This is a genomic window from Microlunatus capsulatus (assembly GCF_017876495.1).
Classification (GTDB): domain Bacteria; phylum Actinomycetota; class Actinomycetes; order Propionibacteriales; family Propionibacteriaceae; genus Microlunatus; species Microlunatus capsulatus.
Genome location: NZ_JAGIOB010000001.1, coordinates 3850298 through 3863203, shown reverse-complemented (window position 1 = coordinate 3863203; position 12906 = coordinate 3850298). Strand labels below are relative to the sequence as shown.

The 12906-nt window shown below is 75.0% G+C and carries 14 protein-coding genes; 4 read left to right on the top strand and 10 right to left on the bottom strand.

The window, feature by feature from the left end; translation table 11 throughout:
- The first annotated feature begins 9 nt into the window (after positions 1–9).
- The gene (locus JOF54_RS22050; RefSeq protein ID WP_210058290.1) at positions 10–1926 is read left to right on the top strand and encodes an endonuclease/exonuclease/phosphatase family protein; all 1917 of its coding nucleotides are present in this window, start codon (positions 10–12) and stop codon (positions 1924–1926) included.
- Between the two features lie 2 nt (positions 1927–1928).
- Here JOF54_RS22050 and JOF54_RS17945 read toward each other — a convergent pair whose 3' ends face one another.
- The 3 genes from JOF54_RS17945 to JOF54_RS17935 form a co-directional block, all read right to left on the bottom strand.
- Positions 1929–2399, bottom strand: coding sequence for a hypothetical protein (locus tag JOF54_RS17945; RefSeq protein WP_210058288.1), 471 nt, complete (start codon positions 2397–2399; stop codon positions 1929–1931).
- A 45-nt stretch (positions 2400–2444) separates the two neighbouring features.
- Positions 2445–2819 carry a YraN family protein gene (locus tag JOF54_RS17940; protein WP_210058286.1) on the bottom strand — a complete coding sequence of 125 codons (375 nt, stop codon included), beginning with the start codon at positions 2817–2819 and terminating at the stop codon, positions 2445–2447.
- 121 nt (positions 2820–2940) lie between these two features.
- Positions 2941–3369, bottom strand: a complete 429-nt coding sequence (locus JOF54_RS17935) for a DUF1810 domain-containing protein (RefSeq protein WP_210058284.1) — start codon at positions 3367–3369, stop codon at positions 2941–2943.
- A gap of 51 nt (positions 3370–3420) precedes the next feature.
- On the opposite strand from JOF54_RS17935, the gene JOF54_RS17930 reads away from it, so the two are divergent.
- Positions 3421–4899 (top strand): MFS transporter, encoded by a 1479-nt coding sequence (locus JOF54_RS17930; protein ID WP_307804341.1) that lies wholly within the window; start codon positions 3421–3423, stop codon positions 4897–4899.
- Positions 4900–5110: 211 nt separating this feature from the next.
- On the opposite strand, the gene JOF54_RS17925 is transcribed toward JOF54_RS17930, so the two are convergent.
- The 5 genes from JOF54_RS17925 to rplS are packed head-to-tail and all read right to left on the bottom strand — an operon-like array spanning position 5111 to position 8190.
- Entirely contained in the window at positions 5111–5425 is a 315-nt protein-coding gene (locus JOF54_RS17925) for a DUF2469 domain-containing protein (protein ID WP_210058282.1), read from the bottom strand.
- Positions 5422–6189 (bottom strand): ribonuclease HII, encoded by a 768-nt coding sequence (locus JOF54_RS17920; protein ID WP_210058280.1) that lies wholly within the window; start codon positions 6187–6189, stop codon positions 5422–5424. Before JOF54_RS17920 ends, JOF54_RS17925 begins: the two co-directional genes overlap by 4 nt.
- Entirely contained in the window at positions 6189–6992 is an 804-nt protein-coding gene (gene lepB / locus JOF54_RS17915) for a signal peptidase I (protein WP_210058278.1), read from the bottom strand. The genes JOF54_RS17920 and lepB (JOF54_RS17915) overlap by 1 nt, the downstream gene beginning before the upstream one ends.
- Complete coding sequence (gene lepB / locus JOF54_RS17910) at positions 6989–7786, bottom strand: signal peptidase I (RefSeq protein ID WP_307804339.1); 798 nt, start codon at positions 7784–7786, stop codon at positions 6989–6991. Before lepB (JOF54_RS17910) ends, lepB (JOF54_RS17915) begins: the two co-directional genes overlap by 4 nt.
- A 50-nt stretch (positions 7787–7836) precedes the next feature.
- Positions 7837–8190, bottom strand: a complete 354-nt coding sequence (gene rplS / locus JOF54_RS17905) for a 50S ribosomal protein L19 (RefSeq protein ID WP_210058276.1) — start codon at positions 8188–8190, stop codon at positions 7837–7839.
- Positions 8191–8583: 393 nt separating this feature from the next.
- Between rplS and JOF54_RS17900 the strand changes: the two genes are divergently transcribed.
- Entirely contained in the window at positions 8584–9075 is a 492-nt protein-coding gene (locus JOF54_RS17900; protein ID WP_210058274.1) for a SigE family RNA polymerase sigma factor, read from the top strand.
- Positions 9072–9959 (top strand): hypothetical protein, encoded by an 888-nt coding sequence (locus JOF54_RS17895; RefSeq protein WP_210058272.1) that lies wholly within the window; start codon positions 9072–9074, stop codon positions 9957–9959. The genes JOF54_RS17900 and JOF54_RS17895 overlap by 4 nt, the downstream gene beginning before the upstream one ends.
- A 63-nt stretch (positions 9960–10022) precedes the next feature.
- On the opposite strand, the gene JOF54_RS17890 is transcribed toward JOF54_RS17895, so the two are convergent.
- Both JOF54_RS17890 and JOF54_RS17885 read right to left on the bottom strand, forming a co-directional pair.
- Complete coding sequence (locus JOF54_RS17890) at positions 10023–10769, bottom strand: succinate dehydrogenase/fumarate reductase iron-sulfur subunit (RefSeq protein WP_210059684.1); 747 nt, start codon at positions 10767–10769, stop codon at positions 10023–10025.
- Positions 10770–10837: 68 nt separating this feature from the next.
- The gene (locus JOF54_RS17885; RefSeq protein ID WP_210058269.1) at positions 10838–12904 is read right to left on the bottom strand and encodes a fumarate reductase/succinate dehydrogenase flavoprotein subunit; all 2067 of its coding nucleotides are present in this window, start codon (positions 12902–12904) and stop codon (positions 10838–10840) included.
- Positions 12905–12906: the final 2 nt, after the last annotated feature.

Below are 12906 nucleotides of genomic sequence, written 5' to 3'. Positions count from 1 at the left end.
GTCGACGGGGTGCGCGGGCGCGGGGAGGAGGGCCGCCGGTCCGGGCTGGTCGTCGTCCTGACCGTGCTGGCCCTGGAGCTGGTCCGCGCCAGCGGACCGCTGCTCGACAGCGTCTACGGCCGGGACGGGGTGGCCGCGGTGGCGGCCGTCGCCGTCCTCAGCTACGCGGCCCCGGCCCCGCTGGCGGCGCTGCTGCTGCTGACCGCGCGGCGGGCGGCCCGGCCTGTCCGCACCGCCGTCCTGACCGGGACCGCCCTGCTGGCCGGGCTCCGGCTGCTGCTCCAGGCGGCCGACGGCGAGGTCCGGCTGGTCGTCGGGCTGGTCGCCGTCGCCGTAGCCGTGGCGGTGCTGGTGCTGGCGGCCGCCGCGCTGGTCGCGGCTCCCGGCGGCGGCCGGACGACGGCCGCCGCCGTGCTGGCCGGGGTGGCCGGCTCCGTCGGGCTGCAGCTGGTGCTGGGCACCTGGGACGCCGCCTGGCGCGCCGGACCGCTCGGCTGGGGGGTGGCCGTCGGCCTGGGCGGCCTGGCCCTCCTGCTGGCCGCGCGACCCACGTCCGAGCCGCAGGTCGACGGACGGGCGACCGCGCGGCTGGGGCTGCTCGGGCCGGTCCTCGCCCTGGCCGCCGCGGTGCTGGCGAACCCCGCCGCCCTGACGGCGCAGTCGGGCCTGCCGCTGGCCGTGGCCGGCCCGCTGCTCGGGACCGGCCTGCTGCTCGCCGCCGGTCTGACGGCGCGGGCACGGCCTGCGGTGTGGTCGCGCCTCGCCGCCGGGGTCGCGCTGCCGGGCGGCACCGCCGTCGCCCTGCTCGCCGCCCCCACGGGGGCCGTCGGGGGCGTCCTGGTCGTCGGGGCCGCACTGGCGTCCGCGCTGGCAGCAGGCGTCCTGCTCGCGGCGGCGTGGTCAGCACGGCCGGGCCGCCGCGCCCCGACCGCGACCGCCCCACCGCTCCGGACGGCGACGGCAGCGGGGGCGGCCGGGCTCGCCACGATCCTCCCGCTGCTGCTCTTCCAGCTGGACTACGACCTGCCGCTCGGGTTCCCCAACGTGTGGGTGCTGGTGGTCACGGCCACCGTCCTGGCGCTCGCCGGGCTGGTCGCCCCGGCCGCTCCGGCCGGTGAGCCGGCGACCCGCGGCGGCGCGGGTCGCCCGCTCGCCGCCGTCGCCCTCGTCCTCGCGCTGGGGACGACCACCGCCGCAGTCGGCGGGACCGGCCCCGGCTCCGGGACGAGCGCCCCGACCGGACGGGTCGTCTCCTGGAACCTGCACTACGGCGTCAGCGGCGACGGCACCGTCGACCTGGAGTCGGTGGCCCGGGTGATCGAGGCGCAGGACCCCGACGTCGTGCTGCTGCAGGAGGTGTCCCGCGGCTGGGTGCAGGGCGGCGGTGCCGACATGGGCACCTGGCTGGCGCGGCGGCTCGATCTGCACCTGGCCTTCGGCCCGGCGGCCGACGGCCGCTTCGGCAACGTCGTGCTGGCCCGGGCGCCGCTGACCGACGTCTCGGTGCAGGCGCTGCCGTACGGGGCGGGGCCGCAGCGCCGGTCGGCGCTGACGGCACGCACCGACGTCGGCGGGCGGCCGGTCACCGTGACCTCCCTCCACCTGCAGCACCGGGCGGCCAACGGCCCGACGCGGGTGGCAGAGGTCGAGACCTTCCTCCGGGCGCCCGTGGCGCTGCCGCAGGTGGTGGGCGGCGACCTCAACGCGGTGCCGGGGTCGCCGGAGGTGCGGCTGCTGACCGGAGCCGGCTACGTCAGCGCCGTCGACGCGGTCGGGGACCCGGCCGCCCTCACCGAGCCGAGCGAGCGCCCGAGCCGCCGCATCGACTGGGTCCTGGGTCGCGGCCTGGGCTTCACCGACGCCCGGGTGCTGGCCGCTTCCCCGCTCTCGGACCACCGCCCGCTCGTGGTGACCCTGGCCCCCTGAGCTCAGCCGAGGCTGTGCGCCGCGACCGCCTCGTGCACGACGAGCAGCCGCGCCACCTGGGCGTCGGCGCGCTCGACCAGCGCCGCCAGCCCGGGCTCGCCGTCGTCGGCGACGTGCGCCGCCGCCAGGGCGCGCCACCCCGCACCCTTCAGCGTGAGGGCGCCGAGGATCCCCTGCACCTCGACGAGGTCGCTGAGCGGGGCCCGGCGGACCAGGTGGCCGTTGGGCTTCAGCCGGCCCGCCCGCTCGCCGAGCCGCAGCGCCGAGCCCAGCAGCGCGTCGGGGGCGACGTGCAGGCGGCCCATCAGCCCGCGCAGCGACGCCAGGTCCTCCTCGGCCTCCCGGGCGAGCGCGGCCAGCTCGTCGCCCCAGGGCCGCTGCCGCTGGCCGCGTGCGGCCCGTCGGACCAGGTCGAGCCCGGCCCGGGCCGCGGCCTCGTGGTCGCGCAGGAAGATGCTCAGCTGGCTCGGCACACCCGCCCCGTACCCACCACGGCCGGTCTCACGCCCCTGGCCCCCTCAGCCCACGGCCCGCACGTGCCGGACGGTCGGCGCCCGGCCGCGGACCAGCAGCACCCCGACCGCGTCCAGCCGGACGGCGGCGGCGCTCACCTCGTGCACCCGCATCCACTCCGCGGCCAGGGTCCGCAGCCGCCGGAGCTTGGCCCAGGTGATGGCCTCCAGCGGGTCCCCGAAGCCCAGCCCGGAGCGGCACTTCACCTCGCAGAACACCACCGTCGTCCGGCCCGCCACCGTCTCGGTGGCCACCACGTCGATCTCGCCGAGCCGGCAGCGCCAGTTCCGCTCGACGACCTCCATCCCCTGCCGGCGCAGCTCCGCCACCGCCAGCTCCTCGCCCCGGACCCCCAACGCCTGCCGCGCGCTCTGCGCCATCGCCCACCTCCACCAGGGAGCATCAGGACCACCCGTCCGGCCGGACGCCGGCCGCCCGGGCCTGTGGACGGCGCCGGCGACGGGCCTGGGGACGACGGCCGCAGGGCCCGCGGAGGGCAGGTCAGCCGTCGAGCAGCTGCTCGGTGGCCGGGTCGGGACGACCGCCGTAGCAGCGGTCCAGCACGGCCCGGAACACCGGCTCGTCGGGCGCCGCGCGGGCGAAGAGGGTCATCGACGACCGCAGCTTCAGCGCGTCGACCGGTCCGAGCAGGTCCTCGGCCGGCACCCCGGGCCGGGCGGCGACCACCCCCGCGGCCTCGCGCAGCCGGGGACCCAGCACCGGGTGCGCGAGGTAGTCCTCGGCCTCGGCGAGCGAGCCGAGCGCGAAGAACCGGGCCGTGCTGCTGCGTCCGAGACCGGCCAGCTGGGGGAACACGAACCACATCCAGTGGCTGACCTTGCGGCCGCTGCGGAGCTCGGTGAGGGCGGTCGCGTAGGTGCCGCCCTCGTCCTGCGCCCGCACGAACCGCTCGAGCCCGTCCTGCGTCACCCGTCCGACCCCCCTCCGGGGCCTCCGCCCCGTTCCCTAGATTGGCTGTCCGTGAGCTCTGACGACGCCACCCCGGCGCCCCCCGACCCCGCGCGCTGGCGGGCCCTCGCCGTCTGCCTGGTGGCGGGGGCGATGACGCTGCTCGACGTCAGCATCGTCAACGTCGCGCTGCCGACGCTGCGCGAGGGCCTGCGGGCCGACGACAGCGACGTCCAGTGGATCATCGCCGGCTACGCGCTGGCCTTCGGGGTGGCCCTCGTGCCCGCCGGCCGGCTCGGCGACGCCCGCAGCCGGCGGAACGTCTTCATGGCCGGCATCGCCCTGTTCACCCTCTCCAGCGCGGCCGCCGGCGCCGCGCCGGACCCGACGTTCCTCTCCGTCGCCCGCGTGGTGCAGGGCCTGGCGGGCGGGATGATCTCCCCCCAGGTGTCGGGCTTCATCCAGAACCTCTTCCGCGGGCCGGAGCGCGGGCGGGCCTTCGGCCTGTTCGGCGCCTCCATCGGCATCTCGACCGCCGTCGGTCCCCTGCTCGGCGGCCTGCTCGTGGGGGTCGGCGGACCCGACTTCGGCTGGCGGCTGGTGTTCTACGTCAACGTGCCGGTCGGCGTCGTGCTGCTGCTGATGGCCCGCCGGCTGCTCCCGGCCACCCCGCCGGGACCGCGGCAGTCGCTCGACCCCGTCGGCGTGCTGCTCTTCGCCGCCGCGATCCTGCTGGTCCTGCTCCCCCTCGTCGAGGGCCAGCAGGACGCCCCGCTGAGCGAGCGCCCGTGGTGGCTGCTGGGCCCGGCCGCCGTGCTGCTGGCGCTGTTCCTGCTGTGGGAGCGGCGCTGGCGCGCCCGCGGCCGGGAGACCCTCGTCGAGCTCTCGCTGCTCAAGGTGCGCTCCTACGTCTTCGGGCTGGTGCTGGGCACCTTCTACTTCGCCGGGTTCACCGCGATCTTCCTGGTCATCACGCTCTACCTCCAGGTCGGGCTGGGCTACAGCGCCCTGCAGGCCGGGGCCACCCAGACCCCGTTCGCCATCGGCTCGGCCGTGGCCGCGTTCCTCGGCGGCCGGCTGGTCGGGCGCTACGGGCGGGTGCTCGTCGTCGGCGGGCTGGTGCTGGTCGCCGTCGGGCTGCTCGCGGTCGACCTGCTCGTGCCCGTCCTGGAGACGTCGGTCGGGCTCAAGCTGGCGCCCGCCTTCCTCGTCGCGGGCTTCGGCGGCGGCCTGGTCGTGAGCCCCAACGTGACCCTGACCCTGGCCGAGGTGGACCCGGCCCAGGCCGGCTCCGGCGGCGGGATGCTGCAGACCGCGCAGCGGGTGGGCTCGGCCATCGGCGTCGCGGTCGTGCTGGCGCAGTTCTTCGAGCGGGTGGCCGCCAGCCAGGGCCGGGACTACGCCGGCGCGCTCTCGGTCAGCCTGCGGACCACGATCGCCTTCGTGGGGGTGGCCCTGGTCTTCGCGGTGGCCGACCTCGTCCGCCGGCGCACGCAGCACGCGGAGCCCCGGCACGCCGCCGACGAGCCGGGGCCGCGGCACGCGGCCTGACGGTCCTGGTGCGGGGCGGGTGGCCCTTCGACGGACTCAGGGAGCGGGGGTCCGCAGCCCTTCGACGGGCTCGGGGAGCGAGGATTCCGGGGCCCTTCGACAGGCTCAGGGAGCGGGGGTCCGGAGCCCTTCGACAGGCTCAGGGAGCGGGGGTTCCGGAGCCCTTCGACATGCTCAGGGAGCGGGGTCCGCGGCTCGGTGAGCGGGGGCCTCAGGGGACGTTCTTCGGCACCTGGAGGTCGCTGTGGGTGATCTCCTCGATGGAGACGTCGCGGAAGGTGAGCACCTTGGCGCTCTTGACGAACCGGGCGGGGCGGTACATGTCCCAGACCCAGGCGTCGCCCATCGAGACCTCGTAGTAGACGTCGCCGCCCTCGGTGCGGACCTTGAGGTCGACGGCGTTGCAGAGGTAGAAGCGGCGCTCGGTCTCCACCGCGTAGGTGAAGATGCCGACGACGTCCTTGTACTCGCGGTAGAGCTGGAGCTCCAGCTCGCTCTCGTACTGCTCGAGGTCCTCCGCGCTCACGAGACGGCTCGCTCGGCGTCGAGGAGGCCGGCGTCGGCGACGGCGGCGGGGCGGGGTCGAGCAGGCGCGGTCATCGGGTCGACTCTAGTGGTTCGCGCGACGTTGTCGAAGCGCATCCGGTGCGTGGCCGAGGGGCCGTGGAGGTCGAGCCGCTCCTGGTGCAGCGGGGTGCAGTAGCCCTTGTGGACCGCGAAGGCGTACTCGGGGTGGACGGCGTCCAGCTCGGTCATCACCCGGTCCCGGGTCACCTTGGCCAGGATCGACGCGGCGGCCACGCAGGCGGCCACCCGGTCGCCCTTCCAGACCGCCAGCCCGGGCACGCCGAGGCCGTCGACGGGGAAGCCGTCGGTCAGCACGTAGGTGGGGGCGACGTCGAGGCGCAGCAGCGCCCGGCGCAGCGCCATGATGTTGGCGACGTGCATGCCCAGCCGGTCGCACTCCCCCGGCTCCACCGCGACCACCGACCAGGCCAGCGCCTTGTCCGTGATCTCGTCGTAGAGCCGCTCGCGGGTCCGAGCGGTCAGCAGCTTGGAGTCGGCCAGGCCCTTGATCTGGCGGTGCCGGGCGTCGGACAGGATGACCGCGCCGGCCACCAGCGGACCGGCGCACGCCCCGCGACCGGCCTCGTCGGCCCCGGCCACCGGGCCCAGACCCACCCGGCCCAGGGCGCGCTCGTAGCCGTAGAGCCCGCTGTCGCGGCGCACCACGACCGCCGGCACCTCGACGGGCGCGGGGCCCGGCTCCTGCTCCCCCGGGACGGCCATCAGCAGCTGACGCCGGCGGGCTCGATCACCGCGCGGTCGGGAGCGGGCGCCGAGGGCGCGGGCACGTCGGCGAAGGTGGCCGGGGTCCGCAGCCGCTGGGCGCGGTCGAACGGGGCCGCGATCGCGAACGCCGGGCCGACGACCAGGGACTCGGGCACGAACGCGATGCCGCCGCGCGGCAGATCCGGCCAGACGTCGTTCAGGTGGCAGCGCGAGTCGGCGCTGAGGTCGCGGTGGTCACCCATGACGAAGATCCGGTCCCGGGGCACGACGACCTCGAAGCGGACGTCGGAGGGGGCCACCTGGTCGCCACCGGGGTTGACGTAGAGGTAGGAGGTCTCGTCGAGCGGCTGCCCGTTCACGCTCAGCCGGCCCTCGTCGTCGCAGCAGACGACCCGGTCGCCCGGCATGCCGATGACCCGCTTGATGAGGTGGCCCGGGGTGCTGGCGGTCGGGATCCCGACGAACTCCAGCACCTTGTCGAACGGGCCGGGCTCGGCGACCGGCTCGTCGGCCAGCCAGCCGCCCGGGTCCTCGAAGACGACGACGTCGCCGCGGTGGAAGTCGGTGATCTTCTGCACCACGACGCGGTCGCCGATCAGCAGCGTGCTCTCCATCGACTGCGACGGGATGATGAACATCTGGCCGACGAAGGCGCGGAGCAGCGAGGAGACGACGAGCGCGCCGACGACGACGAACACCAGCTCCTTGAGGAACGAGCCGGCCTGCTGGCCCGCGGTGCGGCGCGGGCGGGGGGTCCCGCCCGCCGCAGCAGCGCTGCGGGCGTCTTGGTCAGTGGTCAACAGCTCGCCTCGGGTCCGGCGTCGATCGCGGCTTGCGCGGGTGCCGCGGCCGCGGCGGGAACAGCGTCCACCGTAGCCGGGATCGGCAACCAGCGCGCGTGACCCACCGGCCACGTCACGGCGATCGCGCGGCCGACCACCAGGTCCTCGGGCACGAAGGCGGCCGCACCCTCGGGCTCGCCGGGGCGGCGGTCGTGCAGGTGGCAGCGGGAGTCGCGGCTGCGCTCGCGGTTGTCGCCGAGGACGAAGAGCCGTCCGGCGGGGACGGTGACGGCGAAGGCGATCGTCGAGGGCTGGACCTGCCCGCCGCCCGGCACCACGTCGAGGTAGGACGTCTCGTCGAGCGGGTGCCCGTTGACGCTGACCCGGCCGCGGTCGTCGCAGCAGACCACCTCGTCGCCGGGCAGCCCGACGAGCCGCTTGATCAGGTGCTCGGTGCTGGAGTCGGGGAGCACGCCGACGAGCTCGAGCGCCCGGCCGACGGGACCGCGTCCCGGGGCGGGGGGCCCGCTGAGCCAGCCGCCGGGGTCGGCGAAGACGACGACCTCGCCGCGCTGCAGGCGGCTGATCTTCTCCACCACCACCCGGTCGTCGACCCGGAGCGTCTGCTCCATCGACGCCGAGGGGATGAGGAAGAGCTGCCCCACGAAGGCACGGAGCAGGAACGCCACGACCACGGCGCCCACGACGACACCGGTCAGCTCGCCGAGGAAGGCCCAGACGTGCTGGGCCGCCGTCAGCGGCTGCGGTGCCGGCCGCGGGACGTCCGTGGTCGGGTCGGGTGCGTCACCCACCGCGCCGGCTCAGGAGCACGGGGCGGCGGGGACGGTCACGGAGCCGGGGCTCAGTGAGCGTCGCGCTTCTCCTTGATCTTGGCGGCCTTGCCGCGCAGGTCGCGCAGGTAGTACAGCTTGGCCCGACGGACGTCACCGCGACGGTCGACGTCGACGTGGTCGATGATCGGGCTGTGCAGCGGGAAGGTGCGCTCGACGCCGACGCCGAAGCTCACCTTGCGGACCGTGAAGGCCTCGCGCACGCCGTCGCCGGCGATGGAGATGACCACGCCCGCGAAGACCTGGAGCCGGGAGCGGTTGCCCTCGACGACCTTCACGTGCACCTTGACGGAGTCGCCGGGGCGGAAGGAGGGGATGTCGGTGCGCAGGGACGCCTGGTCCAGCGCGTCGATCAGCTTGCTCATGGGTGTTTCCTCGCCGGTGCCACAGGTCACCACGTCGGTGGGTTTCGGAGGTCCCCGGCGGCGGACGATCCCCCTGTGGCAGGAGCCGCGCATCCGGACGGACAACAGCGAGCCAGTCTGCCACACCGGCGTCCGGCCCCGAAATCGTCAGGCCGACCCGTCCTCCACCGCCCGCGGTCCTTGCGGGGTCGCCCGCAGGACCCGTGCAACCGGTCGCCCGCCGCCCGCGTAGAGGGAGCAGGACGGCCCGCCCGTCCCGCCGCACCGCGGGTGCGGCCGGCCCACCGGGAGAGGACCACGATGCGACCGACGACGGAGGTGGCGGGCCGGCCCCCGGGACCGCCAGGATGGGCCGGCCCGGCCGAGCAGCCGGCCGGGACGGGGAGGACGGGGATGGACGAGGCCGCGTTCGACGCCTTCTACGAGGCCTCCTTCGGCCGCCTGGTCGGCCAGATCTACGCGATGTGCGGCAACCACGCCGAGGCCCAGGACTGCGTGCAGGAGGCCTTCGTCCGCGGCTGGGACCGCCGGCGCACCCTCGACGTCGACCAGGCCCCCGAGGCCTGGGTGCGCACGGTCGCCTACCGGCTGGCCGTCAGCCGCTGGCGCCGGGCCCGGAAGGCCCTGCTGGCCCCCGACCGCGCCCACGCGGCCCGACCGCCGCGGGAGCCCGACGTCACCCACGTGGCCCTGGCCCGCGCCCTGCAGGCGATCCCCGCCGACCAGCGGCGCGCCATCGTCCTGCACCACCTGGCCGACCTCCCCGTGGCCGCCGTGGCCGCCGAGGTCGGCGCCCCCGTCGGGACGGTGAAGGCCCGGCTGTCACGCGGCCGCGCCGCCCTGGCCCTGCTGCTGGCCGATGACCCCGAGGAGGGACGGCGATGACCGGACACGACCTGGACGAGCTCCTGCGCGGGCTCGGCGCCGACGCCGAGCGCGGCGCCGCCCCCCTCGAGCCGTCCCACGTGCGCCGGCTGGGCACCCGGCGCCGGCACCGCCGCCAGGCCGCCACCGCCGTCGTCGCCGCGGTCGTCGTCGTGCTGGCCGGCGGGGGCGTGCTCAGCCAGCTGCCCGGGCAGGACGGCACGGCCCCGCCCCCGGTGGCCTCCGCGGTCCCCTCGCCCGTCCCCACCGCACCCACGCCGACCCCGAGCCGGGAGCGCACCGTCGGCACGGCGCAGCTGCTGCGCGCCCAGGACGTGCCGACCCGCGGCGGGCCGGCGCTAGAGGTGGCCCCCGCGGGCACCGGCCGGGTCCCCGACGAGATCTCCGCGTGCGTCCCCGACGGCTTGGCCCCGCTCCGTGCCACCGGGCAGCAGGCCCGGGACTTCCGCTACCCGGGCCAGGAGCTGGTCGCGGTGCAGACCCTCGCGCTGCAGTTCGCCGACGCCGACGCGGCCCGGGCGGCCGAGCGGGTCGTCGACGGCTGGGTGGACGACTGCGCCGCCACCCTGGAGGACCACGGGAACACCCTGCTCGACGCCGCCGGGGAGCCCGTGCGGGTCGACGTGGCCACCCCCCGCGGCACCTCCGGGACGTTCGCCGTGGTGCCCGTCTACACCCAGCAGGGCGGGGAGAGCGACCAGGAGGGCTTCTTCGAGAGCCTGGGCGTGACCCGCGTCGACGACCGCCTCATGCTCACCGTCGAGGTGGTGCGCGGGATGGACGACAACGTCAGCCTGCAGCCCGGGGGCGACCCGGACAACGGCCTGCCGGAGCACCCCCAGTTCGGCCTGGTGCGGGCCGCCGCCGAGCGGCTGGCGGGATAGCCCCGCAACGGCACCGGCCACCGACCCGGGAGGGTCGGTGGCCGGTGTGCCGTGCGGTCGGGCTCAGCTGTTGGGGTGCGTGAGCGCCCCGTAGAGGTCCCGGTTGAGCCGGGAGATCGTCTCGAAGGGGATCTCCTTCGGGCAGACCGCGGTGCACTCGCCGATGTTCGTGCAGCCGCCGAAGCCCTCCTCGTCGTGCTGGGCGACCATGCCGAGGACGCGCGAGTGGCGCTCCGGCTGGCCCTGGGGCAGCAGGCCCAGGTGGGTCACCTTGGCGGCGGTGAAGAGCATCGCCGAGCCGTTGGGGCAGGCCGCCACGCAGGCGCCGCAGCCGATGCAGGCGGCGGCCTCGAACGCGTGGTCGGAGTTGGCCTTGGGGATGGGCGAGGCGTGCGCGTCGGGCGCCGTCCCGGTCGGGGCGGAGATGTAGCCGCCCGCCTGGATGATCCGGTCGAACGCGCCGCGGTCGACCATCAGGTCCTTGACCACCGGGAAGGCGTCGGCCCGCCACGGCTCCACGTCGATCGTGTCGCCGTCGGCGAACGAGCGCATGTGCAGCTGGCAGGTCGTCGTCTGCTGCGGGCCGTGGGCCACGCCGTCGATGACGACGCCGCACTGGCCGCAGATACCCTCGCGGCAGTCGTGGTCGAAGGCGATCGGGTCGTCGCCCTCGAGCGTGAGCCGCTCGTTGAGCACGTCCATCATCTCGAGGAAGGACATGTGCTCGGAGACGCCGGGCACCTCGTAGGCCACCATCCGGCCCTCGGCCTGGGCGTTCGGCTGGCGCCAGACCCGGACCGTGATGGTCATCAGGCGGGTGCCCTCGGTGCCGGCGGCCTGGGCCTCGCCGGCCTCGTTCTTGTCCTGCGCTGTCAAGGTCACTTGTAACTCCGTTGCTTCATCTCGACGTACTCGTACACCAGGGGCTCCTTGTGCAGCACGGGCTTGCCGCCCTCGCCGCCGAACTCCCAGGCGCTGACGTAGGCGAACTCGTCGTCGTGCCGCAGCGCCTCGCCGTCCTCGGTCTGCGACTCGGCACGGAAGTGCCCACCACAGGATTCGCGTCGCGCGAGCGCATCGATGCACATGAGCTCGCCCAGCTCGAGGAAGTCCGCCACCCGGCCGGCCCGCTCGAGGGCCTGGTTGACCTGGTCGCCCTGGCCGAGGACCAGCACGTCGGACCAGAACTCCGCCCGCAGCTCCCGGATCCGGGTGATGGCCTTGCGCAGACCCTCCTCGGACCGCTCCATGCCGCAGTAGTCCCACATGATGTGGCCCAGCTCGCGGTGGAACGAGTCCACCGTCCGGGTGCCCTTGACCGCCAGCAGCTTCTCGACGCGGGCGCGCACCTCCGCGACCGCCTCGACCGCGGCCGGGTGGGTCTCGTCCACCTTGGCGAACGGACCGGCCGCCAGGTAGTCGTTGACCGTGTTCGGCAGCACGAAGTAGCCGTCGGCCAGGCCCTGCATCAGGGCGCTGGCGCCGAGCCGGTTGGCGCCGTGGTCTGAGAAGTTGGCCTCGCCGGTGACGAACAGGCCCGGGATCGTGGACTGCAGGTCGTAGTCGACCCAGAGGCCGCCCATCGTGTAGTGCACGGCCGGGTAGATCCGCATCGGCGTCTCGTACGGGTTCTCGCCCGTGATCTGGGCGTACATGTCGAAGAGGTTGCCGTACTTGGCCTCGACGCTCTTGCGGCCCAGCCGGGAGATCGCGTCCGCGAAGTCCAGGTACACGCCCAGCCCGCCGGGCCCGACGCCGCGGCCCTCGTCGCAGACGTTCTTCGCCGCGCGGGAGGCGATGTCGCGGGGCACCAGGTTGCCGAACGCCGGGTAGATGCGCTCCAGGTAGTAGTCGCGCTCGTCCTCGGGGATCTCGCGCGGGTCGCGCTTGTCCTCACCGCTCTTCGGGACCCAGATGCGGCCGTCGTTGCGGAGCGACTCGCTCATCAGCGTCAGCTTGGACTGGTAGTCCCCCGACACCGGGATGCAGGTGGGGTGGATCTGGGTGAAGCACGGGTTGGCGAACAGCGCGCCCTTGCGGTGCGCCCGCCAGGTCGCGGTGACGTTGCAGCCCATGGCGTTGGTGGAGAGGAAGAAGACGTTGCTGTAGCCACCGGTGGCCAGCACGACGGCGTCGGCGAAGTGGGTCTCCAGCTCCCCCGTCACCATGTCGCGGACGACGACCCCGCGGGCCTTGCCGTCGACGACGACGACCTCGAGCATCTCGTGCCGGGTGTGCATCTCGACGGTGCCGGCCGCGATCTGGCGCTCGAGGGCCTGGTAGGCGCCGAGCAGCAGCTGCTGGCCCGTCTGGCCGCGGGCGTAGAACGTCCGCGACACCTGCACGCCGCCGAAGGAGCGGTTGTCGAGCAGGCCGCCGTACTCGCGCGCGAAGGGCACGCCCTGGGCGACGCACTGGTCGATGATCTGGACGCTGGTCTGGGCCAGCCGGTAGACGTTCGACTCCCGCGAGCGGAAGTCACCGCCCTTCACCGTGTCGTAGAACAGCCGGTAGACCGAATCGCCGTCGTTGCGGTAGTTCTTCGCCGCGTTGATGCCGCCCTGGGCCGCGATGGAGTGCGCGCGCCGGGGCGAGTCCTGGTAGCAGAAGCTGGTGACCTTGTAGCCGGCCTCGCCCAGCGTCGCCGCCGCCGCGCCGCCCGCGAGGCCGGTGCCCACGATGATGACGCTCAGCTTGCGCCGGTTGGCCGGGTTCACGAGCTTGGCGTTGAACCGCCGCTCGTCCCAGCGCTGGTCGATCGGCACCTGCGGCGCCTTGGTGTCGGCGATGTCGTCGCCCTCGAGGTAGATCGCGTCGGCGTCGACGGAGTTCAGGAGGTCGCCCACCGCGTGCCGGGCGGCGCCGACGAGGCGCTCGGCCAGGCCGGGCTCCTCGGGCGTCGTGCGGTCCGTCGTCGGGACGTCGTTCGTACGGTCGTTGCTCATCG

Bases quoted from the DNA above. Each gene is read 5' to 3' on its own strand.
- JOF54_RS17940 (WP_210058286.1), bottom strand. From the start codon at position 2,819: ATGGCGCAGAGCGCGCGGCAGGCGTTGGGGGTCCGGGGCGAGGAGCTG.
- JOF54_RS17920 (WP_210058280.1), bottom strand. From the start codon at position 6,189: ATGGCCGTCCCGGGGGAGCAGGAGCCGGGCCCCGCGCCCGTCGAGGTG.
- rplS (WP_210058276.1), bottom strand. From the start codon at position 8,190: ATGAGCAAGCTGATCGACGCGCTGGACCAGGCGTCCCTGCGCACCGAC.
- JOF54_RS17900 (WP_210058274.1), top strand. From the start codon at position 8,584: ATGGACGAGGCCGCGTTCGACGCCTTCTACGAGGCCTCCTTCGGCCGC.
- JOF54_RS17895 (WP_210058272.1), top strand. From the start codon at position 9,072: ATGACCGGACACGACCTGGACGAGCTCCTGCGCGGGCTCGGCGCCGAC.
- JOF54_RS17890 (WP_210059684.1), bottom strand. From the start codon at position 10,769: ATGACCATCACGGTCCGGGTCTGGCGCCAGCCGAACGCCCAGGCCGAG.
- JOF54_RS17885 (WP_210058269.1), bottom strand. From the start codon at position 12,904: ATGAGCAACGACCGTACGAACGACGTCCCGACGACGGACCGCACGACG.